Source organism: Pseudomonas panipatensis, assembly GCF_900099785.1.
Classification (GTDB): domain Bacteria; phylum Pseudomonadota; class Gammaproteobacteria; order Pseudomonadales; family Pseudomonadaceae; genus Pseudomonas; species Pseudomonas panipatensis.
This window is the reverse complement of sequence record NZ_FNDS01000001.1, coordinates 745034-767379: the sequence shown is the minus strand read 5'-3', so window position 1 is coordinate 767379 and position 22346 is coordinate 745034. Positions and strand designations below refer to the sequence as shown.

24 protein-coding genes and 1 riboswitch are annotated in these 22346 nt (G+C 68.0%); of the genes, 13 read left to right on the top strand and 11 right to left on the bottom strand.

Annotated elements, in window-relative coordinates:
• Positions 1-36: 36 nt before the first annotated feature.
• Together BLQ74_RS03665 and ybaK are read right to left on the bottom strand one after the other, a co-directional pair.
• Positions 37-816 carry a PhzF family phenazine biosynthesis protein gene (locus BLQ74_RS03665; RefSeq protein WP_090260950.1) on the bottom strand — a complete coding sequence of 260 codons (780 nt, stop codon included), beginning with the start codon at positions 814-816 and terminating at the stop codon, positions 37-39.
• 94 nt (positions 817-910) lie between these two features.
• A complete protein-coding gene (gene ybaK / locus BLQ74_RS03660) occupies positions 911-1381 on the bottom strand; it encodes a Cys-tRNA(Pro) deacylase (RefSeq protein ID WP_090260948.1) in 471 nt (156 codons plus the stop codon).
• Positions 1382-1606: 225 nt separating this feature from the next.
• Here ybaK and glpK point away from each other — a divergent pair, with 225 nt between their 5' ends.
• The 4 genes from glpK (at position 1607) to BLQ74_RS03640 (ending at position 6083) form a co-directional block, all read left to right on the top strand.
• On the top strand, positions 1607-3109 hold the full coding sequence (glpK, locus tag BLQ74_RS03655) for a glycerol kinase GlpK (protein ID WP_090260945.1): 1503 nt from the start codon (positions 1607-1609) through the stop codon (positions 3107-3109).
• A 121-nt stretch (positions 3110-3230) separates the two neighbouring features.
• Complete coding sequence (locus BLQ74_RS03650) at positions 3231-3986, top strand: DeoR/GlpR family transcriptional regulator (RefSeq protein WP_090260943.1); 756 nt, start codon at positions 3231-3233, stop codon at positions 3984-3986.
• 139 nt (positions 3987-4125) lie between these two features.
• Positions 4126-5664, top strand: a complete 1539-nt coding sequence (gene glpD / locus BLQ74_RS03645) for a glycerol-3-phosphate dehydrogenase (RefSeq protein ID WP_090260941.1) — start codon at positions 4126-4128, stop codon at positions 5662-5664.
• Positions 5665-5756: 92 nt separating this feature from the next.
• Positions 5757-6083: a GlpM family protein gene (locus BLQ74_RS03640; RefSeq protein ID WP_090261178.1), complete on the top strand. Its 327-nt coding sequence runs from the start codon at positions 5757-5759 to the stop codon at positions 6081-6083.
• Positions 6084-6090: 7 nt separating this feature from the next.
• Here BLQ74_RS03640 and BLQ74_RS03635 read toward each other — a convergent pair whose 3' ends face one another.
• Positions 6091-7086: an alpha/beta fold hydrolase gene (locus BLQ74_RS03635; RefSeq protein ID WP_090260939.1), complete on the bottom strand. Its 996-nt coding sequence runs from the start codon at positions 7084-7086 to the stop codon at positions 6091-6093.
• A gap of 243 nt (positions 7087-7329) precedes the next feature.
• Here BLQ74_RS03635 and metR point away from each other — a divergent pair, with 243 nt between their 5' ends.
• Positions 7330-8250 (top strand): transcriptional regulator MetR, encoded by a 921-nt coding sequence (metR, locus tag BLQ74_RS03630; RefSeq protein WP_090260937.1) that lies wholly within the window; start codon positions 7330-7332, stop codon positions 8248-8250.
• Between the two features lie 57 nt (positions 8251-8307).
• Here the strand turns inward: metR and BLQ74_RS03625 are convergent, their stop codons facing one another.
• Positions 8308-8955, bottom strand: coding sequence for a glutathione S-transferase family protein (locus tag BLQ74_RS03625; RefSeq protein WP_090260935.1), 648 nt, complete (start codon positions 8953-8955; stop codon positions 8308-8310).
• Positions 8956-9135: 180 nt separating this feature from the next.
• Between BLQ74_RS03625 and BLQ74_RS03620 the strand changes: the two genes are divergently transcribed.
• From BLQ74_RS03620 to BLQ74_RS03610, 3 genes are all read left to right on the top strand, one after another.
• On the top strand, positions 9136-10515 hold the full coding sequence (locus BLQ74_RS03620; protein ID WP_090260933.1) for an L-serine ammonia-lyase: 1380 nt from the start codon (positions 9136-9138) through the stop codon (positions 10513-10515).
• Positions 10516-10772: 257 nt separating this feature from the next.
• On the top strand, positions 10773-12386 hold the full coding sequence (locus BLQ74_RS03615; RefSeq protein ID WP_090260932.1) for an FMN-binding glutamate synthase family protein: 1614 nt from the start codon (positions 10773-10775) through the stop codon (positions 12384-12386).
• Positions 12387-12580: 194 nt separating this feature from the next.
• Positions 12581-13870, top strand: coding sequence for an MFS transporter (locus BLQ74_RS03610; RefSeq protein WP_090260929.1), 1290 nt, complete (start codon positions 12581-12583; stop codon positions 13868-13870).
• Positions 13871-13995: 125 nt separating this feature from the next.
• On the opposite strand, the gene pmrG is transcribed toward BLQ74_RS03610, so the two are convergent.
• The 4 genes from pmrG to ddlA all read right to left on the bottom strand — a co-directional run bounded on the left by pmrG (position 13996) and on the right by ddlA (position 17031).
• Positions 13996-14664, bottom strand: a complete 669-nt coding sequence (gene pmrG, locus BLQ74_RS03605) for a lipopolysaccharide core heptose(II)-phosphate phosphatase PmrG (protein WP_090260927.1) — start codon at positions 14662-14664, stop codon at positions 13996-13998.
• A gap of 231 nt (positions 14665-14895) precedes the next feature.
• Positions 14896-15324, bottom strand: coding sequence for a hypothetical protein (locus BLQ74_RS03600; protein ID WP_139199025.1), 429 nt, complete (start codon positions 15322-15324; stop codon positions 14896-14898).
• A gap of 136 nt (positions 15325-15460) precedes the next feature.
• Positions 15461-15838, bottom strand: a complete 378-nt coding sequence (locus BLQ74_RS03595) for a nuclear transport factor 2 family protein (RefSeq protein ID WP_425287472.1) — start codon at positions 15836-15838, stop codon at positions 15461-15463.
• Between the two features lie 98 nt (positions 15839-15936).
• Positions 15937-17031 carry a D-alanine--D-alanine ligase gene (gene ddlA / locus BLQ74_RS03590; RefSeq protein WP_090260920.1) on the bottom strand — a complete coding sequence of 365 codons (1095 nt, stop codon included), beginning with the start codon at positions 17029-17031 and terminating at the stop codon, positions 15937-15939.
• Positions 17032-17404: 373 nt separating this feature from the next.
• Here ddlA and BLQ74_RS03585 point away from each other — a divergent pair, with 373 nt between their 5' ends.
• Positions 17405-17653, top strand: coding sequence for a hypothetical protein (locus tag BLQ74_RS03585; RefSeq protein ID WP_090260919.1), 249 nt, complete (start codon positions 17405-17407; stop codon positions 17651-17653).
• A gap of 201 nt (positions 17654-17854) precedes the next feature.
• Here the strand turns inward: BLQ74_RS03585 and BLQ74_RS03580 are convergent, their stop codons facing one another.
• From BLQ74_RS03580 to BLQ74_RS03570, 3 genes are all read right to left on the bottom strand, one after another.
• Positions 17855-18679, bottom strand: coding sequence for an aldo/keto reductase (locus BLQ74_RS03580; protein ID WP_090260916.1), 825 nt, complete (start codon positions 18677-18679; stop codon positions 17855-17857).
• Between the two features lie 17 nt (positions 18680-18696).
• The gene (locus BLQ74_RS03575; protein WP_090260914.1) at positions 18697-19110 is read right to left on the bottom strand and encodes a VOC family protein; all 414 of its coding nucleotides are present in this window, start codon (positions 19108-19110) and stop codon (positions 18697-18699) included.
• Between the two features lie 69 nt (positions 19111-19179).
• A complete protein-coding gene (locus BLQ74_RS03570; RefSeq protein ID WP_090260911.1) occupies positions 19180-19728 on the bottom strand; it encodes a histidine phosphatase family protein in 549 nt (182 codons plus the stop codon).
• 72 nt (positions 19729-19800) lie between these two features.
• Positions 19801-19874, top strand: a riboswitch (adenosylcobalamin (AdoCbl) riboswitch).
• A gap of 46 nt (positions 19875-19920) precedes the next feature.
• Between BLQ74_RS03570 and BLQ74_RS03565 the strand changes: the two genes are divergently transcribed.
• The 4 genes from BLQ74_RS03565 to BLQ74_RS03550 all read left to right on the top strand — a co-directional run bounded on the left by BLQ74_RS03565 (position 19921) and on the right by BLQ74_RS03550 (position 22330).
• Positions 19921-20139, top strand: coding sequence for a CbtB domain-containing protein (locus BLQ74_RS03565; protein ID WP_090260909.1), 219 nt, complete (start codon positions 19921-19923; stop codon positions 20137-20139).
• A 10-nt stretch (positions 20140-20149) separates the two neighbouring features.
• Positions 20150-20905 carry a CbtA family protein gene (locus BLQ74_RS03560; RefSeq protein ID WP_090260907.1) on the top strand — a complete coding sequence of 252 codons (756 nt, stop codon included), beginning with the start codon at positions 20150-20152 and terminating at the stop codon, positions 20903-20905.
• 353 nt (positions 20906-21258) lie between these two features.
• Positions 21259-21798, top strand: a complete 540-nt coding sequence (locus BLQ74_RS03555; protein WP_090260906.1) for a Csu type fimbrial protein — start codon at positions 21259-21261, stop codon at positions 21796-21798.
• Between the two features lie 10 nt (positions 21799-21808).
• On the top strand, positions 21809-22330 hold the full coding sequence (locus BLQ74_RS03550; RefSeq protein ID WP_090260904.1) for a Csu type fimbrial protein: 522 nt from the start codon (positions 21809-21811) through the stop codon (positions 22328-22330).
• Positions 22331-22346: the final 16 nt, after the last annotated feature.

The following is a 22346-nucleotide window of genomic DNA, read 5'->3' as shown; positions in this document are numbered from 1 at the left end:
TGCACGGCGCGCGGCGAGCGGGGCCGGGAGCTGGGCTCAGATGCTCAGCACACCGCTGGCCACCAGGCGCGACTGCCCGGCGATGATCACCCGGTCACCCTGCAAGCGGCACCACAGCTCGCCACCGCGCGCCGAACACTGATAGGCGCGCATCTGCAGTTTGTTCAGCCGCTGCGACCAGTAAGGAATCAGGCTGCAGTGGGCGGAGCCGGTCACCGGGTCTTCGTCGATACCGATGGCAGGGGCGAAGAAGCGCGACACGAAGTCATGCTCTTCGCCACGCGCGGTAATGATGACGCCCTGCCAGGGCAGCCGGGCCAGCGCCGCGAAGTCGGGCTGGCAGTCACGCACGGCCTGCTCGGACTCCAGCAGCACCAGCAGCTTGTCGGCGCCCAGGACATCCACCGAATGGACGCCCAGGGCCTGCTCCAGCTCGACCGTGCTGCCCACTTCGCTGGGCGTCAGCGCCGGGAAGTCCAGGGCCAGGCGCTCATCCTCGCGGGTCACCCGCAAGGGGCCGGACAGCGAATTGAACTCCAGCCGCTCGCCCGGTTCGCCAAAGATCTCGAACAGCACGTGGGCGCTGGCCAGGGTCGCATGCCCGCACAACGGCATCTCCACCTTCGGCGTGAACCAGCGGATACGCCAGCCTTCCGATTCGCGCACCACGAAGGCGGTCTCGGCGAGGTTGTGCTCGGCGGCGATGTTCTGCATCAGCTCATCGGCCAGCCAGGCATCGAGGCGGTAGACGATGGCCGGGTTGCCGGTGAAGGGGCGGTCGGTGAAGGCATCCACCTGATGGAAATCGAGTTGCATGGGGCTCTCCTAGTCAGCGCAGCGCTAGCATGCCGGTTCGCGCCTCGCCGGCAGCGATACAGTGTGGATCTTTCACAACGGCACAGTCCCGGCCTCAGCTACGCCCGATGGCGGCGAACTGCGCCGCGGTCAGGCTGGCCAGGGTGTCGGCGCTCAACTCCACCTCCAGGCCACGGCGACCGGCGCTGACGTGGATGCTTGGGAAATCGCGGGCGGATTCGTCGATGAAGGTGCGCAGGCGCTTTTTCTGCCCCAGCGGGCTGATGCCGCCGACCAGGTAGCCGGTGGCGCGCTGCGCGGCGTTGGGATCGGCCATGTCGGCCTTCTTCGCCCCGGCGGCGTGGGCCAGCGCCTTGAGGTCGAGGCTGCCGGCCACCGGCACCACCGCCACCAGCAATTCGCCCTTCTCGGTGGCGGCGAGCAGCGTCTTGAACACCCGCGCCGCCTCCAGGCCGAGCTTTTCAGCGGCCTCCAGACCGTAGGACGGGGCTTTCGGGTCGTGCTCGTAACTCAGCAGACGGTGTTCGGCACGGGCTTTCTTCAACAGATCGATGGCGGGGGTCATGGCATTCCGGGAAGGTTCGCTAACGGGATGGCAGAAGCATAACCTTAGAGCCTCCGGTGTCGACCGCAAGACCGCCCGGCGCGCCTACGGCCCGGATGTCCGATTGTCCGAGAGCCGCTCCCGAGGGTATGCCGCCGCCCTTCACCCGGCGCGTGGAATGTCCTATGGTCGTTGGCGCACCCGACCATTCGGCGCCTCTGCCGGACGCAGCCCAAGGCGAATGTCATGACCGACAAGCAGAACAAGAAATACATCGTCGCCCTCGACCAGGGCACCACCAGCTCCCGCGCGCTGGTCTTCGACCATGACGCTAACGTGGTCAGCCAGGCGCAGCGCGAGTTCTCGCAGCACTATCCGCAGGCCGGCTGGGTCGAGCACGACCCCATGGAAATCTGGGCCACGCAGAGCGCGACCCTGGTCGAGGCCCTGGCCCAGGCCAGCATCGACTTCGGCGAGGTAGCCGCCATCGGCATCACCAACCAGCGCGAAACCACCGTGGTCTGGGACAAGCACAGCGGCCGGCCGATCCACAACGCCATCGTCTGGCAGTGCCGGCGCAGCGCGGACATCTGCGAACAGCTCAAGCGCGACGGCTGGGAAGACTACATCCGCGAGACCACCGGACTGGTGGTCGACCCCTATTTCTCCGGCACCAAGCTGAAGTGGATCCTCGACCGGGTCGACGGCGCCCGCGAGCGCGCCAGGCGCGGCGAGCTGCTGTTCGGCACCATCGATAGCTGGCTGGTATGGAAGCTCAGCGAAGGCGACGTGCACGTCACCGACTACAGCAACGCCTCGCGCACCCTGCTCTTCGACATCCACAAACGCGACTGGGACGACAAACTGCTCGCTGCCCTCGACATCCCCCGCGCCATGCTGCCGCAGGTGCGCGGCTCCTCCGAGGTCTACGGACAGGCGCGGGTCGGTGGCCTCGGCGTGCACCGCACCCCCATCGCCGGCATCGCCGGTGACCAGCAGGCCGCGCTGTTCGGGCAGATGTGCGTGGAGCCGGGGCAGGCGAAGAACACCTACGGCACCGGCTGCTTCCTGCTGATGAACACCGGCGACAAGGCAGTCAAGTCCAGCCACGGCTTGCTCACCACCCTCGCCTGCGGGCCGTGCGGCGAGCCCGCCTACGCCCTGGAGGGCGCGGTGTTCAACGGCGGCTCGACGGTGCAGTGGCTGCGCGACGAACTCAAATTGATCGACGACGCCCGCGACTCCGAATACTTCGCCAGCAAGGTCAAGGACAGCAACGGGGTGTACCTGGTGCCAGCCTTCACCGGCCTCGGCGCGCCCTACTGGGACCCTTACGCCCGCGGCGCGCTGTTCGGCCTGACCCGCGGCGTCAAGGCCGAGCACCTGATCCGCGCGACCCTGGAGTCCATCGCCTACCAGACCCGCGACGTGCTCGACGCCATGCAGCAGGACGCCGGCGAAGCGCTGCGTGCCCTGCGCGTGGACGGCGGCGCGGTGGCCAACGACTTCCTCATGCAGTTCCAGGCGGACATGGTGGAACGCCCACGGATGCGCGAGACGACCGCCCTCGGCGCCGCCCTGCTGGCCGGCCTGGCCACTGGTTTCTGGGGCAGCCTCGACGAGCTGAAGAGCAAGGCGGTGATCGAGCGCGTGTTCCAGCCGCAGCTCGACGAAGCGAGCCGCGCCAGACTCTACGCCGGCTGGAAGAAGGCGGTGGAACGCACCCGCGGCTGGGCGGCGGCGGATTGAACGGCGCCGCCGGCATGCGCCGGGCTTGCCGCGGACCGGCCGGCGGGCACGCGACGGCAATGACAGCCACGCCGCGCTGCGGCATCCTTGGGCTTCCCGCCCGACCGCGCGAGCCCCGTCGATGAACCTGCCCCCTCGTCAGCAAAGCATCCTCGAACGGGTCCGCGAGCGCGGCTACCTGAGCATCGAGGAGCTGGCGCAACACTTCGCCGTCACCCCGCAGACCATCCGCCGCGACATCAATCAGCTCGCCGAACAGGGCCTGCTGCGCCGCTACCATGGCGGCGCGGCCTACGATTCGAGCATCGAGAACACCGCCTACGACACCCGCGCCGACCAGATGCGCGACGAGAAACAGCGCATCGCCGAGGCCGTGGCCGCGCACGTGCCGGACAATGCCTCGCTGTTCATCAACATCGGCACCACTACCGAAGCCATCGCCCGCGCCCTGCTCGGCCACCGCAACCTGAAGATCATCACCAACAACCTGCACGTCGCCGCCACCCTCAGCGCCAAGGACGACTTCGAAGTCCTGATCGCCGGCGGCACGGTGCGCAGCGACGGTGGCGTGGTCGGCCAGGCGGCGGTGGACTTCATCCAGCAATTCCGCGTCGACTTCGCCCTGGTCGGCATCAGCGGCATCGACGACGATGGCAGCCTGCTCGACTACGACTACCAGGAAGTGCGGGTTTCGCGGGCCATCATCGACAACGCCCGGCAAGTGTTCCTCGCCGCCGACTCCAGCAAATTCGGGCGCAACGCCATGGTGCGCCTGGGACCGATCTCCCTGGTCGACCGCGTCTTCACCGACAGCGCACCGCCGAGCGCCGTCGCCCGCCTGCTGGCCCAACACAAGGTGCAACTGGAACTCAGCTGAAGCCGCGGGATTCATATCTGAAAATTCCCACGCACACGCCCGACGGTGCCGACTGCGCCTGGTCAGCCTTCGTTCATTCACCTATCCTGTTTTCGAATTCGAACATTTCGACGTTCACTTCCAGTCAAGAGGATGCCCCATGAGCCACGCCCACAAGCGCTCCGCTCCCCTGGCTGAGGTCTACGACCTGGCGGTCGTCGGCGGCGGCATCAACGGCGCGGGAATCGCCGCCGACGCGGCGGGTCGCGGCCTGCTGGTGTTCCTCTGCGAACAGGACGACCTGGCCAGCCACACCTCGTCGGCCAGCAGCAAGCTGATCCATGGCGGCCTGCGCTACCTGGAACAACACGAATGGCGCCTGGTGCGCGAATCCCTGGCCGAGCGCGAAGTGCTGCTGGGCAAGGCCCCACACCTGGTCAAACCACTGCGCTTCATCCTCCCGCACCGTCCGCACCTGCGCCCGGCCTGGATGATCCGCGCCGGCCTGTTCCTCTACGACCACCTCGGCAAGCGCGAGAAACTGCCGGCCTCGCGCGCGCTGCGCTTCGGCGCCGGCAGCCCGCTGAAAACCAGCATCGAACGAGGCTTCGAGTATTCCGACTGCTGGGTCGACGACGCCCGCCTGGTGCTGCTCAACGCCATGGCCGCCCACGAAAAGGGCGCGCATATCCACCCGCGCACGCGCTGCGTCAGCGCCCGGCGCAGCAAAGGCCTCTGGCACCTGCACCTGGAGCGCCGCGACGGCAGCCTCTACTCGATCCGCGCGCGCGCCCTGGTCAATGCCGCCGGGCCCTGGGTGGCGAGTTTCCTGCGCGACGAACTCAAGCAGCGCTCGCCCTACGGCATCCGCCTGATCCAGGGCAGCCACCTGGTGGTGCCGCGCCTGTACGAAGGCGAGCAGGCCTACATCCTGCAGAACGAGGACAGGCGCATCGTCTTCGTCATTCCCTACCTGCAACGCTTCAGCCTGATCGGCACCACCGACCGCGAATACCTCGGCGATCCGGCCCAGGTGGCGATCACCGACGCAGAGACCGACTACCTGCTGGCGGTGGTCAACGCCCACTTCAAACAGCAGTTGAACCGCGAAGACATCCTCTGGAGCTACTCCGGCGTGCGCCCGCTGTGCGACGACGAATCCGCCGAGCCGTCGGCCGTGACCCGCGACTACACCCTGTCGCTCCAGGGCGCGCCAGGCGAGGCGCCGTTGCTCTCGGTGTTCGGCGGCAAACTGACCACCTACCGCAAGCTCGCCGAAGCCGCGCTGGAACAACTGCACGCGTACTTCCCCGGCATGCGCCCGGCCTGGACCGCCAGCGCGCCGCTCCCCGGCGGCGAGCACCTGGGCAGCCCTGAACGGCTGGCCGACGAACTGGGCAAGCGCCACGACTGGCTGCCGGCCGACCTGGCACGGCGCTGGGCCAACAGCTACGGCACCCGCGCCTGGCGCCTGCTGCATCACGCCAAGCAACTGAGCGACCTGGGCGAACACCTGGGTGGCGGCCTCTACGCCCGCGAAGTGGATTACCTGTGCCACGAAGAGTGGGCCGAGGAAGCCGACGACATCCTCTGGCGCCGCAGCAAGCTGGGACTGTTCCTCAACGCCAAGGAAAAACGCCGCCTGGGCGACTACCTGAACAGCCAGCATCCGCATCGGCCGAAGATGCACGTAGCCTGAGACCCGCGCGGCCCATGGGCTACCGCCTTCGGGCATAATGCGCGGCGCCACGCCCGGTGGCGCCGCTGTTTGTCGAGAATTCCGTGGACCTGATGCTCAAGGCGCTGATCGGCGCCGCCGTGGTGGTCGTGCTGGCCGCCCTGTCGAAAACCCGCAACTACTACATCGCCGGTCTGGTGCCGCTGTTCCCCACCTTCGCCCTGATCGCCCATTACATCGTCGGCAAGAGCCGCTCGCTGGACGACCTGAAGACCACCATCGCCTTCGGCATGTGGTCGATCATCCCCTACTTCGTCTACCTGGCCGCGCTCTACCTGCTGGTCGACCGCTTCCGCCTGGAGCTGTCCCTGGCCATGGCCGCACTGGCCTGGCTGGTCGCGGCGACGCTCCTGGTGACGGTCTGGGTGCGCCTGCACTAACGCGGACTCACAACTGCGCGACGTGCCCCATGCTCTGGTGCGCGCGCAGATAGGGCAGCACCGCCGCCAGCAAGGGCGCCTTGAAGGCTTCCTGGAAGCGATGGGCCATGCCCGGAATCAGCTTCAGCTCCGAGCCGCGGACGTGCGCCGCCACGTGCACCCCATGCATCACCGGCAGCAGCGGGTCGGCGGTGCCGTGGATGACCAGGGTCGGCAGGTTCAGGCGGTTGAGCAGATCGACCCGGCTCGGCTCGGCGAGGATCGCCAGCAACTGGCGCTGCACGCCCTCCGGGTTGAACGCGCGGTCATAGGAGACCGCCGCCTGGCGCAGCAGTTGCGCGCGATCGTCCTTCACCGCCGGGCTGCCCAGCGCGGCGAGCAGGTCGGCCTGCTGCTCGATGGCCTGCTCGCGGCTGCTCGCCTCGCGCCGCGCCAGCAGGCGCAGCAGGCTGTCGCTGGGCGCGGGCAGGCCCTCGGCGCCGGAGCTGGTCATCACCAGGGTCAGGCTGATGACCCGCTGCGGCGCCAGGTCGGCAACGTGCTGAGCGATCATCCCGCCCATGCTGGCGCCCAGGACATTGGCCCGATCGATGTGCAGCGCATCCAGCAGATGCAGGGCATCCCAGGCCATATCGGTGAGGCTGTAGGGTGCGCTCACCGGCAGGCCGAGTCGGTAGCGGATCACTTCGTAGGTCAGGTTCGCCGTCGGCACCGGCGCGCGCCAGGCCGTCAGGCCGACGTCGCGGTTGTCGTAGCGAATCACCCGGAAACCCTGCTGGCACAGGGTCCGCACCACCTCATCGGGCCAATGGATGAGCTGCCCGCCGAGGCCCATGATCAGCAGCAGCGCCGGGTCCTTGGGCGACCCGATGCTCTGGTAGGCCAGGCGCACGTCGCCGACGTCCAGGGTCTCGGTGGGAACCCGTGGATCGCAACGATCGCCGGCAAAGGCAAGGAGAGGCGCCGCGCAGAAAAGCGCCAGCGCCAGGAGAAACGCTCGCATAGAAAAATCCGGAATGCAGAACCCCAGTGGAACGCGATTCTGATGAATTCCCGTGCGTCGCTCTGCCACACAACCGTGACACTTTGATGAAAGCTGCCGAGCGGTCGCGAAGACCGCCCGCTCACGCCCGTCCCGGCTCGCCGCGCGGCGTGGCGCCGCAGCGAGTCGACAGCCGTGCAATCATGAGACAAACTCAATCCTTGCTTTAAGAAATCAAGTTTTCCTCATGTTGGGACCGGCATCATGCTCGAACTGCGCCACCTGAAAACCCTGCACGCCCTGCGCGAAGCCGACAGCCTGGTGGAAGCCGCCGAACGCCTGCACCTGACCCAATCCGCCCTCTCCCACCAGTTCAAGGAACTCGAAGACCGCCTCGGCCTGTCGCTGTTCATCCGCAAGACCAAGCCGGTGCGCTTCACCAGCGCCGGCCTGCGCCTGCTGCAACTGGCCGACAGCGTGCTGCCGCAACTGCGCGCCGCCGAGCGCGACCTGGCGCGGCTGGCCGGCGGCACCGCGGGCCGCCTGCACATGGCCATCGAATGCCACAGCTGCTTCCAGTGGCTGATGCCGACCATCGACCAGTTCCGCGATGCCTGGCCGGAGGTCGAGCTGGACCTGGCCTCGGGCTTCTCCTTCGCCCCGCTGCCGGCCCTGGCCCGTGGCGACCTCGACCTGGTGGTGACCTCCGACCCGGTGGAGATCGCCGGCATCACCTACGTCCCGCTGTTCACCTACGAGGCGCTGCTGGCGGTGGACAACCATCACGCCCTGGCGAGCAAAGCCTTCATCGTCCCGGACGACCTGGCCAGCCAGACGCTGATCACCTACCCGGTGGAGCGCGATCGCCTGGACATCTTCACCCGCTTCCTCGACCCGGCCGACATCGAGCCGGCGCAGGTACGCACCTCGGAACTGACGGTGATGATGATGCAACTGGTGGCTTCCGGCCGCGGCGTCTGCTGCCTGCCGAACTGGGCGCTGCACGAATACAGCTCGCGCGGCTACGTGACCGCCAGGCGCCTCGGCGAGAAAGGCCTGTACTGCACGCTGTACGCGGCGATTCGCGCCGACATGCTCGACGCGCCCTTCATGCGCGACTTCCTGCTCACCGCCAAGGACACCTCCTTCGCCACCCTCGAAGGGGTCAGCGCGGCCAAGGGCTGAGTCGCTCGACGCGCCGCGTTCAGCCGCGCAGGGCGTTAGCCGCCCGATGTCAAGGCGTCAGCCCTGCCCCGCCGCCGCGGCATGTTCCGCGGCCCACTGCGCGTCGCGTTCGGCGACCCTGGCGAACACCGGGCGCGTGGTGACTTTGCCGAGGTAGCGCTCGATCGCCGGGGTCTTCGGCACCAGGCCGAAGCCGGTGGTCCAGGCCAGGGCGGAGCCCCAGAGCACGTCCGCTGCGGTGAAGCGCTCGCCGAGCAGGTACGGCCCCTTTTCCAGTTGGTTGTCGAGGGTCTTCAGCACGTCGTCGAAGCTGCCGTAGGGGCTGCGCGCCAGCGGCGCCGGCTCGCGGCCGAGGGAGCGGTCGGTGACGGCCGGCTCGAAGCTCGAACCGTAGAACACCAGCCAGCGCAGGTAAGGCCCGCGCAGCGGGTCGCCGATGGCCGGCGCCAGGCCGGCTTCCGGGTAGAGGTCGGCGAGGTAGATGAAGATGGCGCCCTGCTCGCTGACCAACGCCTCGCCGTGGCGAATGGCCGGCACCTTGCCCATCGGGTTGATCGCCAGGTAGGCCGGCTGGCGCTGTTCGCCGGCGCGCAGGTTGATCAGTCGCAGGTCGTAGTCGGCGCCCAGCTCCTTCAGCAACGCCAGGGTGCCGGAAGAGCGGGTCTGCGGGGCATGGTAGAAGGTGACGCGGCGATCGAGGCTCATGTTGGGTCTTCCTTGTGTGGCGTGGACGGCAGCGGCAAGCATAGACCGGCGCCGCCCGCCAGGCGCCGACGCCGATGAACGCGGTGCCAGCGCTCTTCCGCAACGCCAGCCGCCCCGGCCCGCGCCGTCATCGACCCGACGCCGAATCGGGTCCATGCTTGGGAGCAGGAGGTAGCCGCCATGACCCTAAGCGTCTTCGATATGTTCAAGCCCGGCGTCGGCCCATCCAGTTCGCACACCATGGGACCGATGCGCGCCACCCGCGAGTTCGTCGAGCGCCTGCGCGAGGCCGCCCTGCTGCTGCGCGTGGCGCGGCTGGAAGTGAACCTCTACGGCTCGCTCAGCGCCACCGGCAAGGGCCACGCCACCGACCGCGCCTGCCTGATCGGCCTGCTCGGCATCGACCCGGCGGATGCCGATCCGGCCGCCCTGGCGCCGCTGGTCGACGCCATCTTCGCCGAGCACAGCCTGGCCCTGGACGGCGAGCACGTCATCGACTTCGATCCGACCAACGACCTGGTCTTCCACGACGGCAGCCTGCCCGCGCACCCCAACGGCATGCACCTGCGCGCCCTGGACAACCGCGGCCTGCCGCTGGCCGAACGCACCTGCTACTCGGTGGGCGGCGGCTTCGTGGTCGACGAGGCCGACTTCAACACCGACCGCGCGCTGCCGGACAACCCCATGCCCTACCCCTTCCGCAGCGCCGAGGAACTCCTGCGGCTCTGTCACAGCCACGGCTTCCAGCGCATCAGCGATCTGATGTGGGCCAACGAACTGGCGCTGCGCAACGAGGCGCAGATCCATGCCGGCCTGGCGCACATCTGGGCGGAAATGCAGGCCTGCGTGCGCCGCGGCCTGGAAACCGAAGGCACGCTGCCCGGCGGCCTCAAGGTGCGCCGCCGCGCGCCCATGCTGTTCCGCCGGCTCAACGAGGCCGGCAGCGGCAACCTGATCGCCAGCACCCTCGGCGCCATGGACTGGGTCGACCTCTGGGCCCTGGCGGTGAACGAGGAAAACGCCGCCGGCGGACGGGTCGTCACCGCGCCGACCAATGGCGCCGCCGGCATCGTCCCGGCGGTGCTGCACTACTACGCGCACTACGCCAGCGACGCCGGCAGCGATGCCATCGAGCGCTACCTGCTGACTGCCGCGGCCGTCGGCATCCTGTGCAAGCTCAACGCCTCGATTTCCGGCGCCGAGGTCGGTTGCCAGGGCGAGGTCGGCTCGGCCTGCGCCATGGCCGCGGCGGGCCTGGCGGAAATCCTCGGCGGCAGCCTGGAACAGGTGGAGAACGCCGCCGAAATCGGTCTGGAGCACAACCTCGGGCTGACCTGCGACCCGGTCGCCGGACTGGTCCAGATTCCCTGCATCGAACGCAACGCCATGGCCTCGCTGAAGGCGATCAACGCCGCGCAACTGGCCCTGCGCGGCGACGGCCAGCACCTGGTGTCGCTGGACAAGGCCATCGCCACCCTGCGCGATACCGGACGCGACATGATGGACAAGTACAAGGAAACCTCGAAGGGCGGCCTGGCGGTGAACGTCATCGCCTGCTGACGACCGAGCGGCCCGGACGCCGGCGTCCGGGTCTTTTGCCAAATCTGAAAAAATAGTTAGCTTGCTTCCTTTTTTCCCGCCGACAGGCTACTTTCGCCGCCGGGAAGCCCGCCATAACAAGAATCCTTCCGGAGGCCGCCGAGCCATCGCGCCACGCCAGAGCACAGCGGCGCAAGGTCTGCCTATGCTCTCCAGGCCCGCTACGGCAACGCCCCCGGCACCAACCACCGTGATTCCGCCCGACGACTGGAGACTCCATGAACCTGTCGCTGCTCAGCCGTTATGCCTTCTTTGCCGCCTGTGTCCTCTTCACCCTGTTCAGCCTGCCCTTCCTCGGGCACGCGGAATGGCTCTGGCCGGTCACCCTGACCACCTTCGCCCTCAGCCTGCTGGGCGTCTTCGACCTGCTGCAGGCGCCCCACGCGGTGCGCCGCAACTACCCGATCCTCGGCAACATCCGCTACCTGGTGGAAGGCATCCGCCCGGAAATCCGCCAGTACCTGCTCGAAGGCGACAACGAGGCGCTGCCCTTCTCCCGCGCCCAGCGCGGCCTGGTCTACGCGCGCGCCAAGCAGGAGACCGCCGACAAGCCCTTCGGCACCCTGATCGACGTCTACGAGTCCGGCTTCGAATTCATTGCCCACTCGATCCGCCCGGCGCCGCTGGCCGACCCCAGCAGCTTCCGCGTCAACGTCGGCGGGCCGGACTGCAAGCTGCCCTATTCGATCTCGGTCTTCAACATCTCGGCGATGAGTTTCGGCGCCCTCAGCGCCAACGCCATCCGCGCGCTGAACAAGGGCGCGCGCATGGGCAACTTCATCCATGACACCGGCGAGGGCAGCATCAGCCCATACCACCGCGAGTACGGCGGCGACCTCACCTGGGAACTGGGCAGCGGCTACTTCGGCTGCCGCACCGAGGACGGCCGCTTCGACCCGGCGCGCTTCGCCGCGCAGGCCAAGAGCCCGCAGGTGAAGATGATCGAGATCAAGCTCAGCCAGGGCGCCAAACCCGGCCATGGCGGCATCCTGCCGAAACACAAGGTCACCGCCGAGATCGCCTCCACCCGTGGCGTGCCCATGGGCCAGGACTGCATCTCGCCGGCCTGCCACAGCGAGTTCTCCACGCCCAAGGAACTGCTCGACTTCATCGTCCGCCTGCGCGAACTGTCCGGCGGCAAGCCGGTCGGCTTCAAGCTGTGCATCGGTCATCCGTGGGAGTTCATGGGCATCGCCAAGGCCATGCACGAGACCGGCATCCTCCCCGACTTCATCGTCGTCGACGGCAAGGAAGGCGGCACCGGCGCCGCCCCGGTGGAATTCGTCGACCACATGGGCCTGCCGATGCGCGAGGGCCTGCTGTTCGTGCACAACACCCTGGTCGGCCTGAACCTGCGCGAGCGGATTCGCATCGGCGCCAGCGGCAAGGTGGTCAGCGCCTTCGACATCGCCAGCGTGCTGGCCATGGGCGCCGACTGGGCCAACTCGGCGCGCGGCTTCATGTTCGCCATTGGCTGCATTCAGAGCCAGAGTTGCCACACCAACAAATGCCCGACCGGCGTGGCCACCCAGGACCCGCTGCGCCAGCGCGCCCTGGTGGTGCCGGACAAGGCCGAGCGGGTCTACAACTTCCACCGCAACACCCTCAAGGCCCTGGCCGAGATGCTCGCCGCCGCCGGTCTCGAACACCCCGAGCAACTGCAAGCCAAGCACTTGGTACGGCGCGTCTCGTCCAGCGAAATCCGCCTGTTCTCGCACCTGCACTACTTCCTCAAGCCGGGCGAACTGCTCTCCGGCAACATCGAGGGGGAGTTCTACGAGCGAATGTGGCGCATGGCGCGCAGCGACAGCTTCGAGGCCAACGGCGCCTGAAGCCCCCGGCGATTCCCCGCGCGGCCTTCGCCCATGAAGGCCGCCCCACCCCGCGACTGAGCGCTCGCCCGCGAATTGGCGGCGAGCGCGAGACCTGCGCCCAACTACTCCCAACGGACGATTTGCGTCCGCCGCGCCGCCCATAGACTCCGCCTCGAGCGTTTCACTCCAAAAACAATCCAAGAGGCTCAGCCATGGCGCACGTGCGGGATACGCTAGCGGAGCGGGATATCGAGACTGCAACGGCAGTCTTTCCCGGCCCGGAGACACAGAGTTCGACCACCCCCAACCAGCGCCAGGGTTGGGGCCTGGTCCTCGGCCTGGCGGTGGTGCTGTGCATCGGCTTCGGCACCACGCTCAACTCCATCAGCGTGTTCACCGTGCCGATCACCCTGGCCTTCCAATGCTCCAACGAAGAGGCCGCGCGCGTCGCCACCGCGTTCCTGATCACCATGACCCTGGCCATGCCCCTGGCCGGCTGGCTGCTCGACCATATCTCGCCGCGCCCGGTGATGACCGCCGGCGCCCTGCTAGCGGCGCTGGGCTACCTGCTCGCCAGTTGGAGCCAGGACATCAGCCAGCTCACCCTGGCCATCGCCCTCAGCGGCGTCGGCGTCGGCGCCTCGACCTATGTCCCGGCGATCACCCTGGCCACGCGCTGGATCGTCCCCGACCGGCAGGGCCTCGCCTATGGCATCCTGCTCTCCGGCGCCGCCATCGGCGCCATCATCTTCCCCATGCTGCTCACCCAGGTCATCGTCAGCATCGGCTGGCGCAGCGCCATGCAGGCCGTGGCCGGCATGCTCCTGCTGATCTGCGTGCCCCTGCTGCTGTGGCTGGCGCGCATGCCCGAGGCCACCGCGGGCAAGCCGCACGCTGCGCCAGGCTCGCACCTCGATCCGAGCATCGGCGAGGCCTTGCGCATGCCGCGCTACTGGCTGTGGATCGCCATGCAGATGCTCCTCACCCTGAGCAGCATCGGCATCTTCATCGCCCTGGTGCCCTATCTCGTCTCGGCCGGTTATTCGGCGCAGCAGGCCGCCGCCTTTTTCGCCGGCACCGGCGCCGCGGCGTTCGTCGGCAACTTCGTCTTCGGCGTCCTGAGCTACCGCTGGAGCGCCAAGGCCATCCTGCTGATCGGCAACGCCATCGGCACCGGCGGCATTCTGTGCCTCCTCGCGGCGGGCCATCCGGCGTTCGGTATCGGCGCCCTGGCGCTCTTTGTGCTGACCTGGGGCTGCACCTTCAACCTGGTCAACCAGCTATCGCCGGTACTCTTGGTCGAGTCGATGGGACAGCGCAATTTCGGCGCCCTGCTCGGCATCGGCAACCTGATCGCCGGGCTCGTCTCGGCCCTCAGCCCGGAAGCCATCGGCTACCTGGTCGACGCCACCCACACCTACCGCCTCGCCCTGCTGCTCTGCGCCGCCCTGACGATCGCCGCGTTGCTGCCGATCGCCCTGCAGCAGCGACCGCGCGCCTGATCCCGGGGCTGTTCCGTGCCCGCCGCGCAGGCGTCGGGCAATGCGCAACGGGCCAGGTAGACAGGAACGAAAAGCGGGGCTGATCAGCCCCGCTCACGTCGGTAAGGTGATGTCGCGCCGCGCGCTCAGCGAATGTTCATTTTCGCCCAGTCCTGCGGCTCGATCTGCCCGGCGACCTGAAGCGCGCCTTTGTCGTCGCTGAACAGCACCAGCGACGAGGTGTATTCGGGGGTGCTCAGGTCATGGTGGTCGATGGCCTGGACGATCTGCGCCATGCACTCGCTGTGGGTGACCAAGACCAGGTTGCGGTGGGCGACCTTGTGCTGCAGGACGTTCTTCAGCACGTCACCCTTGCAGTCCGCCACCCAGGACTGGGCGATGACGTTGGCGCCGAACATCTGCTCGGCGGTCTGCGCGGTACGGGTCATCGGGCTGGCATAGACATCGGTATGGCTCAGGTCGAGCGCACGGTAGTCATGGCCGACCAACGCGGCCTGCTCGCTGCCGCGGACCGTAATGCCATCCGCCGCGCCCAGGCAGGGCGCGCTGGAACGATCGCACCGCTCGGCATGGCGAACCAGCATCACCACCTCACCCTTGCTCCAGTGCTGGGCCAGCTCGGCGGCGACGGGCACCTGGCCGTAGCTCAGCGACGGCAGGGCCACCGCGCCGCACACGCCCAACACCACGGCGCCGGCCAGGCCAGCCAGCCAGGCCAGGGAGTATTTGGATTTCAGCAGGGGACGAAACTTGCTCGGCGTCGCCAGCCTTCCAGCATCGATGGACCGTTTCACGTCAGAACTGGCCTCGCGCGCAGTTATGCAAAGGGAGCAAACCAACCGCCCAAGGTCAGATGCTGGGACAGCATCCTGCGCAGCTGAACGTGAAAACTCCGAGACGCATATGTGATGAAAATGTCATTCGACGGAGTCTGACAGACGACAGGGGGCGAAACGCCCCCTGTCGATCCGCCGGGATCGCCCGTCGCAGAAGCGACGCGGCGAACTCACCGGGTATGCGGGCGATCAGTCGCTGATGCCCTGAATGTCATTGAAGGTGGAAAGCACCGCATTGAGCGCATCCAGGCTGCGCTCCTTGTCGGGGGTCTTGGCATGCAGTTCGGTCACGGCGCGCTCCACCACCGCGTTCGCCGCCTTCCAGTCTTCCGGGCTCTTGCGGCGCATCTCGGCCGCCGCCGCACGCCACTTGCCCTGCAATTCCTCGATGCGCTGGCGCGCGGTCACGAAATCATCCGTGCCCACGGCATTCAGCGACTCTTCAGCCAGCCGGCCGTAGTCGGTCAGATCGCCGAGGGGCCCCTGTTGATCGTCCGTCTGGACACCACTGGGGGAGGCGGATTCCTCGCCCCATGCTGGGTTTTGGGCAATCGGGGACACCCCTACCAGCAGCGCCAGCAGCGCCGCCGTCAACACCGTCCTCGAAGTAGAACTCATCGTCTCGCTCCTGAGCGTGGCCAATGAAACTTCGTGGAGTGTAGAAGCTGAAATGTCAAAAATGCACGAAATGCCTGCCCGTCCTGGCGAAAAAACGCCAACCTCCGCCGCGCCATCGCCGGCCCACGGGTAGCGCTCAGGGGTGCAGGTAATAGACCTTGTTGACGATCACCCAGCGCTGCCCGATCAGCAGCAGCGACAGGTAGTCGGTGAAACGCAGGTCGAAGTAGTCGTCGATCAGCTTCACCGCGGCGGCATCGCCGGTCACGTCGATGGCCTGGATCTCCCAGAACGGCGGGCCGTTCACTTCGACGCTGCCGGCACCGAGGATGGCCGCGACGAAGGCGTCGAGGCTCAGCCACTCCAGCGCGCCCTGGTAGTGGCCGATGATCTTCGCCTGGGCATGGAAGGCCCGGCGCAGCCGCGCCTCATCGGCGAAGACCATGCCCTCGACGTAATCCTCCACCACCCGGCGAATCGCCGCCTCGGCACTGTGATCCCGGTTCTCGGACATAGCCATGCTCCCGCATTGCGGCCGCGCCGGGCCGCTCATCAGGCAACCTTAGCAGCGCGCTCCGGCAACGCCGCGCCAGCCGATACGCGGCGCCCCGCTCAGCGGTTGGTCTGCAGGCGGCGGCGCGCGGCGTGGCGCTCCAGGGCCAGGTCGATGAGGCGGCTGACCAGCTCGCTGTAGCTCATCCCGGCGGCCTGCCAGAGCTTGGGATACATGCTGATGCGGGTGAAGCCGGGCAGCGAGTTGAGTTCGTTGATCAACACCTGGCCGTCGGCGCCGAGGAACACATCGACCCGCGCCAGGCCCGAGCAGCCGAGCACCTGGAAGGCCTCGACGGCCAGTTGGCGAATGCGCTCGCTGGCCTCGGCGCTGATCTCCGCCGGCACCACCACCTGCGCCGCCTGGTCGTCGATGTACTTGCTGTCGTAGGAGTAGAAACCGTCGCGCACGACGATCTCGCCACAGCCGCTGGCGATCGGCTGGTCGTTGCCGAGCACCGCGCACTCGATCTCGCGGCCGTTCACCGCCGCTTCCACCAACACCTTGTCGTCGTAGGCCAGGGCCAGTTGCACGGCAGCGTCGTACTCGGCCGCGTCGCGCACCTTGCTGACGCCCACCGACGAACCCAGGTTGGCCGGTTTGACGAACAGCGGCAGACCGAGCTGGCGCTGTACCTCGGCGAAGGGCAGGCGCGCGGCGTTGGCGCGGGTCAGGGTGACGAAGGGGGTGATGGCGATGCCGGCGTCGCGCAGCAGGCGCTTGCTGATGTCCTTGTCCATGCAGATCGCCGAGCCCAGCACATCAGAGCCGACGAAGGGGATGTCGGCCATGCGCAGCAAGCCCTGCAGGCAGCCATCCTCGCCAAGGGTGCCGTGGACGATGGGGAAGATCACATCGACATGCTCCAGCAACTGCTGGCTGGCGGTTTCCACCAATTGCCACTCGGCCTTGCCAGGCACCACGGCGAGTTCACGATTGGAGCGGTTCAGCGCGATCAGCGCCGGGTTCTCCTGGTTGAGCAGGTAATCCGAGGCATCGTTCAGGTGCCAGCGGCCCTCCTTGTCGATGCCGATCAGCACCGGCTCGAACCGCGAGCGGTCGAGCGCATCGACAATATTCTTCGCCGACTGCAGCGATACCTCATGCTCCGCCGAACGCCCACCGAAAATCACCCCGACACGCAACCTGCTCATGACCCGGCTCCCTCACATTGATGGCGCTTCTTACCACGCCGTCCGGGATTTTTGTAGGAACAGCGGTCGGCGAAACCGACCCTCCCGCCGGAACGCATACCCCCAGCAACCGCCGCCACCCCGATTGACAGCCCCAAGCCGACTGCCTAACGTGGCCGCTCCGCCCCACCTGGGCGGTCAGGATTGGCGTCCTGTCTAGAGAAGGTGCTTGAGCGAACGCTCAGCGCCTTGCAGGGCTGCACCCACAATATGGGTGGGCCGTGCAGGGCATCTTCGGATGCGCCGGGACTCTAGCCGGTACGCCAACCTGTACGGTCCGCCCTCCCTGATTGGCGTCAGGACGCGGAAAACCAATCTTCTAGAGTGCAACCCCATGAACCTCACCGAACTCGCCCTGCTCCACCCGCTGGACGACAACACGCCCCTGGCGCTCTACGACGCCGCCCACGCTCGCCATCGCGCCCTGCGCGACATGCTCCACCTGCTGGCCGGCGCCCCCGACCTGGGCTCGCCCTCCGCCGACGTGATGACTGGCGCCCTCGCCTGCCTGGAATTCCTCGCCGTCGACAGCGAACGCCTGTACCAGGCGTCCCAGCGCCGTCGTGGCGCCGCTGGCGGATAGCGCCGAGGGCGTTTTATTCGCCGCAGGCAATGGATGGCACACGGCGGGTGATCGGTATCGCTGCGCTCAACGCCATCCTACGGGCGATGCCAACCATCCACCGTCGTGGCGCCGCTGGCGGATAGCGCCGAGGGCGTTATTCGCCGCAGGCAGTTGATGGCGCACGGCGGGCGATGCCGCCGACGGCGCTGATGGGTCGGCTCAGACCACTGACAGCTGGGTCTTGCGCGTTGGCGGTGGGAAGGCTGCGTCGAGCGCCGCCAGGTCGTCGGCGTCCAGGTGCAGCGTCAGTGCGGCGGCGTTGTCGCGGATATGCAGGCTGTCCACCGCCTTGGGGATGGCGATCACTCCCGGCTGGCGGATCAGCCAGGCCAGGGCCACCCGCGCCGGGCTGGCGCCATGCCGCTCGGCCACCGCGCGCAGCGCCGGATGGCGCAGCAGTCGCCCGCCCTGGCCGACCGGGCAGTACGCCATCAACGGCATGCGCTGCGCCTGGCACCAGGGCAGCAGGTCCCATTCGACGCCGCGCGCTTCCAGGCTGTACTGCACCTGGTTGCTGGCGCAGGCCGGAGCGGCCAGTTCGTCGAGGTCGTCGAGGTCGAAGTTGGACACCCCCCAGCGGCGGATCTTGCCGGCCTCGCGCAGGCGCTCGAAAGCCTCGACCGTCTCTGCCAGCGGGTACTGGCCGCGCCAGTGCAGCAGGTAGAGGTCCAGGTAGTCGCTGCCCAGGCGCTTCAGGCTGCGCTCGCAGGCCGCTGGAATGCCCTTGCGGCTGGCGTTGTGCGGGTAGACCTTGCTGACAAGGAAGAGGCCGTCGCGCTGGCCGCGGATGGCCTCGCCGACCACCGCCTCGGCGCCGCCCTCGGCATACATTTCCGCCGTGTCGATCAGCGTCAGGCCACGCTCGATGCCCTCACGCAGGGCCGCCACTTCGCGCCGGCGCGCCGTGGCGTCCTCCCCCATGCGCCAGGTCCCCTGACCCAGGGCTGGAACCACTGTACCGTCGGCGAATGCCACCGTTCGCATAGCCTGCTCCTCGTCGCTCAATGCCAGGGATTGTAGGTGCCGAAACTCCACACATGCCCCTCCGGGTCGCGGCAGGTGAAGCCCTGGCCGCCGTAATCCGCATCGCGGATATCGATGAGCATGTCCGCGCCCGCCGCCAGGGCGCGCCGGTACAGCGCCTCGATGTCGCTCACCACCAGGTACAGGCTCTGCGTGCAGCCACCGAGTTCGCTGGGGCTGCGCATCAGCCGGCCGTAGGCGTTGTCCACCGCCGGGGCGAGCATCAGCATGGCGCTGCCATCGGGCAGGCATAGCTGGGCATGGGCGATGCCGCCGTGTCCGTCGTCCACCAGCAGTTGCCGGCGAAAGCCGAAGGTGCTGCACAGCCACTCGATGGCCGCCGGCGCATCGCGGTAGCGCAGGCAGGGGATCAGGCTGGGATGGCTGGACATGGTGGTCTCCGTTGGGCTAAGGGCCCAGGCAGCATAGACGCGCAGCCGGCCGCCGCGACAGGCGCCGGCTCAGACGCGCAGGCGCCAGCGCCCGTGGAAGCGCAGATCGACCAGCGCCAGCGGCGCCACGTCGATGCAGTTGAAGGCCTGGGCGCCGGCCTGCAAAGCGTGCAAGACGGCGGCACGGATCACGGCGGGATGGCTGACGACGAGGATGTGGCCGTCGTCGCCGAAACCGTCCAGCCAGGCGCCGATCCGCGCGCACAGGTGCGCCTGCGACTCGCCGCCGTGGGGCGCGCTGGCCGGGTCGCTCAGCCATTCGGCCAGGGCCGGCGCCGCTTCCTCCTGCAACGCCGCCAGACTGCGCCCGCGCCAGGCGCCGTAGTCGCAATCGCGCAGGACATCGAGCAGCTCCACATCGCCGTGCCAGGCGGCGGCGGTCTGCCGGGCGCGCCATTCCGGTGCGCAGAGAATCCGCCGCGGCGCCTTGATTTCGGCGACCCGCGCGGCCAGGCGCTGCGCCTCGCCCGCCTCCAGAGGCTCGTCATCGAGGGCGAAGCGGCCATGGCGTTGCGCCTGGGTGCGCCCATGGCAGAGCAGGCTGATGCGCGTCGGCATATTGAAATTAACTCCCATTTACCGGCGCCCGGGGTTTACACTCTGCGGCGCTCTCGTAGCACGTTGTCATTTGGAAGGAAGCCGGTGGAAATCCGGCACGGTCGCGCCACTGTATTCAGCCCCAGGGCTGAGAGTCAGACCCTTCCCCCCACATCACCCTCGATTCCGGACGCGCAATCCTAGGAGGTTTTCATGGCTCATACAGCCACCCCAGCCCATTCCGGCAACCTGTCCCTTCCCGTCATCCCGCTCGCCGAGCTGCTGCCCTGGGCCATTTTCGGCGGCCTGCTGCTGATCCTGGCGCTGTACTTCGTCGGCGCCGAACAGGGCGCCACCTCGCTGTTCTCCGGCATGTACGTGCACGAATTCGTCCACGACGGCCGCCACCTGCTGGGCTTCCCCTGCCACTGAGGGATACCCCATGACTGGAACACTACTGCTGCGCGGGATGCTGGTCGGCATCCTGGCGGGGCTGCTCGCCTTCGCCTTCGCCAAGGTCTACGGCGAACCGGAGGTGGCGCGAGCCATCGCCTTCGAGGAACAGGGCAGCGCCCATCACCAGGCCAGCGAGGCGTCCGGCGCGCATGCGCACGCGGATGAGGAGGAGCTGGTCAGCCGCGAGGTCCAGGCCGGCGTCGGTCTGCTCACCGGCGTGCTGGTCTACAGCAGCGCCATGGGCGGCCTGTTCGCCCTGGTCTTCGCCTACGCCCTGGGCCGCGTCGGCCGCCTCGGCCCGCGGGCGCTGGCGGCGCTGCTGGCGCTGGCGGCCTTCATCGCCCTGTACCTGGTGCCCGGCCTGAAGTACCCGGCCAACCCGCCGTCGGTGGGCGACCCGGCGAGCATCCGCCAACGCACCCTGCTGTTCTTCCTGATGATCGCGGTGTCCCTGGCCGCCGCCGCCGTGGCGGTGAACCTGGCACGGCGCCTGATCGCCCGCCATGGCGTCTGGTTCGGCGCGCTGGCGGGCGTGGCCCTGTACCTGGCGATCTGCGCCGTGACGGCGGCGGTCTTCCCGGCCGTCCGCGAGGTGCCGGCGGACTTCCCGGCGGACCTGCTGTGGCAATTCCGCGTGGTCGCCCTGGGCATTCAGGCGATCCTCTGGTCGACCCTCGGGCTGGCCTTCGGCTGGTGGATCGAGCGCAGTCTGATCCGCCAGGGGCAATACGTACCGGCCTGAACGCCGCCGCGCCACACTCCAATTACGGGCCTCCATGCGAGGCCCTTTTTTGTGCCCGCGGTGCCCGCCGAGCCGGGCCATCGGCGGCGATTTCATCCAGCGCGACACGCCATTTCCCACAAACAAGCGCTTATTTGTTCTGAAAATTCACACGCGAATCTACATCGTTTCCGTCTAGCGCCTCTCAAGCCCCACTGCGGACAATCCCTGCTCCTTTGCCAGCGCACGCCGCAAGGGGCAGCCGCGCAGGACGCGCTCCGCACACGCCGCCGCACACCCGCTGCTCCTTGTCCGCACCCAGCGCCCGCCGTCCGACGGCAGGCGCCGCTGCTCAGCCGCCCCAGGAGCCCTCCATGAAAGCGCACGCCCTCGCCCTTCTCTTCAGCATCCCCGGCCTCGCCCTGTCGACCGCCTCGACACAGGCCGCGAACGTGCTCAGCGGGCAGATTCAGGTCAGGTTGCAGATCGAGCGCGGCTGCCAGATCAACAACGGCAGCAGCGGTATCAACAACGTCGACTTCGGCAGCATCGACTTCGGCAGCCAGACCGCCCTGTTCGCCACGGTCGAGGCGCAGCTCTCCGGCAACGGTGGCAACGGCATCAGCATCCAGTGCTCGCCCGGCGATGACGCCAAGCTGACCATCGTCAAGGGCCAGAACGACATCCAGGGCGGCGACACCGCCAGCCACGCCCTGGCCAATGGCAGCAAATACGTGCCCTACGAGCTGTACAGCGACAGCGGACGCACCAACAAGCTGGCCAATGGCATATCCCTGTCGTTCGCCGCCGACGGCAGCGCGCGCCCCTTCAACCTCTACGCCCGCGCCTTTGGCCAGGCGGCGCTGGTCCCCGGCACCTACTCGGACATCCTCAGTGTCCAGGTGGAGTTCTGAGCGGCCGCCCATGCACGCCCGAACCCCGAGTCACTGCTGCCTGGCACTGCTCGCCGCGCTCGCCGCGGAGCCCGCTGGGGCCATCACCACGGCCCCCCTCAAGGTCTCCGCGCGCATCGTTGCCGGCTGCCTGATCAACCCGGTGCACGCCGGCAATGACGCCAGCCTGGGCAACCTCGGCAGCCTGGATTTCGGCCGCCACCCGGCGTATCGCACCGGCCACCTGAGCACCCCGCTGATGCCGGGCAGCGTCGCTCTGCACTGCACGCCGGGGACGCTGCCGCAAATCAGCATCGACGCCGGCGTCAACGCCCAAGGCGGCCAGCGCCACCTCAGCGACGGCAGCAGCCTGCTCGCCTATCGGCTGTACACGGACGCCGCGTTGCAGCAGGAAATTCTGAGCCAGCCGATCGCCTTCACCCCCGCCTCCGATGGCCGCCTGCGCTTGTCGCTCTACGCCAGCGCGCAGTTGGACGGCCACCAGCCCGCCGGGCTCTACCAGGACGTGCTCACCGTGACCCTCACCTGGTGAGCCGCAAGGAGTTGCA

Bases quoted from the DNA above. Each gene is read 5' to 3' on its own strand.
- BLQ74_RS03665 (WP_090260950.1), bottom strand. From the start codon at position 816: ATGCAACTCGATTTCCATCAGGTGGATGCCTTCACCGACCGCCCCTTC.
- ybaK (WP_090260948.1), bottom strand. From the start codon at position 1,381: ATGACCCCCGCCATCGATCTGTTGAAGAAAGCCCGTGCCGAACACCGT.
- glpK (WP_090260945.1), top strand. From the start codon at position 1,607: ATGACCGACAAGCAGAACAAGAAATACATCGTCGCCCTCGACCAGGGC.
- BLQ74_RS03650 (WP_090260943.1), top strand. From the start codon at position 3,231: ATGAACCTGCCCCCTCGTCAGCAAAGCATCCTCGAACGGGTCCGCGAG.
- glpD (WP_090260941.1), top strand. From the start codon at position 4,126: ATGAGCCACGCCCACAAGCGCTCCGCTCCCCTGGCTGAGGTCTACGAC.
- BLQ74_RS03640 (WP_090261178.1), top strand. From the start codon at position 5,757: ATGCTCAAGGCGCTGATCGGCGCCGCCGTGGTGGTCGTGCTGGCCGCC.
- BLQ74_RS03635 (WP_090260939.1), bottom strand. From the start codon at position 7,086: ATGCGAGCGTTTCTCCTGGCGCTGGCGCTTTTCTGCGCGGCGCCTCTC.
- metR (WP_090260937.1), top strand. From the start codon at position 7,330: ATGCTCGAACTGCGCCACCTGAAAACCCTGCACGCCCTGCGCGAAGCC.
- BLQ74_RS03625 (WP_090260935.1), bottom strand. From the start codon at position 8,955: ATGAGCCTCGATCGCCGCGTCACCTTCTACCATGCCCCGCAGACCCGC.
- BLQ74_RS03620 (WP_090260933.1), top strand. From the start codon at position 9,136: ATGACCCTAAGCGTCTTCGATATGTTCAAGCCCGGCGTCGGCCCATCC.
- BLQ74_RS03615 (WP_090260932.1), top strand. From the start codon at position 10,773: ATGAACCTGTCGCTGCTCAGCCGTTATGCCTTCTTTGCCGCCTGTGTC.
- BLQ74_RS03610 (WP_090260929.1), top strand. From the start codon at position 12,581: ATGGCGCACGTGCGGGATACGCTAGCGGAGCGGGATATCGAGACTGCA.
- BLQ74_RS03600 (WP_139199025.1), bottom strand. From the start codon at position 15,324: ATGAGTTCTACTTCGAGGACGGTGTTGACGGCGGCGCTGCTGGCGCTG.
- BLQ74_RS03595 (WP_425287472.1), bottom strand. From the start codon at position 15,838: ATGTCCGAGAACCGGGATCACAGTGCCGAGGCGGCGATTCGCCGGGTG.
- ddlA (WP_090260920.1), bottom strand. From the start codon at position 17,031: ATGAGCAGGTTGCGTGTCGGGGTGATTTTCGGTGGGCGTTCGGCGGAG.
- BLQ74_RS03585 (WP_090260919.1), top strand. From the start codon at position 17,405: ATGAACCTCACCGAACTCGCCCTGCTCCACCCGCTGGACGACAACACG.
- BLQ74_RS03580 (WP_090260916.1), bottom strand. From the start codon at position 18,679: ATGCGAACGGTGGCATTCGCCGACGGTACAGTGGTTCCAGCCCTGGGT.
- BLQ74_RS03575 (WP_090260914.1), bottom strand. From the start codon at position 19,110: ATGTCCAGCCATCCCAGCCTGATCCCCTGCCTGCGCTACCGCGATGCG.
- BLQ74_RS03570 (WP_090260911.1), bottom strand. From the start codon at position 19,728: ATGCCGACGCGCATCAGCCTGCTCTGCCATGGGCGCACCCAGGCGCAA.
- BLQ74_RS03565 (WP_090260909.1), top strand. From the start codon at position 19,921: ATGGCTCATACAGCCACCCCAGCCCATTCCGGCAACCTGTCCCTTCCC.
- BLQ74_RS03560 (WP_090260907.1), top strand. From the start codon at position 20,150: ATGACTGGAACACTACTGCTGCGCGGGATGCTGGTCGGCATCCTGGCG.
- BLQ74_RS03555 (WP_090260906.1), top strand. From the start codon at position 21,259: ATGAAAGCGCACGCCCTCGCCCTTCTCTTCAGCATCCCCGGCCTCGCC.
- BLQ74_RS03550 (WP_090260904.1), top strand. From the start codon at position 21,809: ATGCACGCCCGAACCCCGAGTCACTGCTGCCTGGCACTGCTCGCCGCG.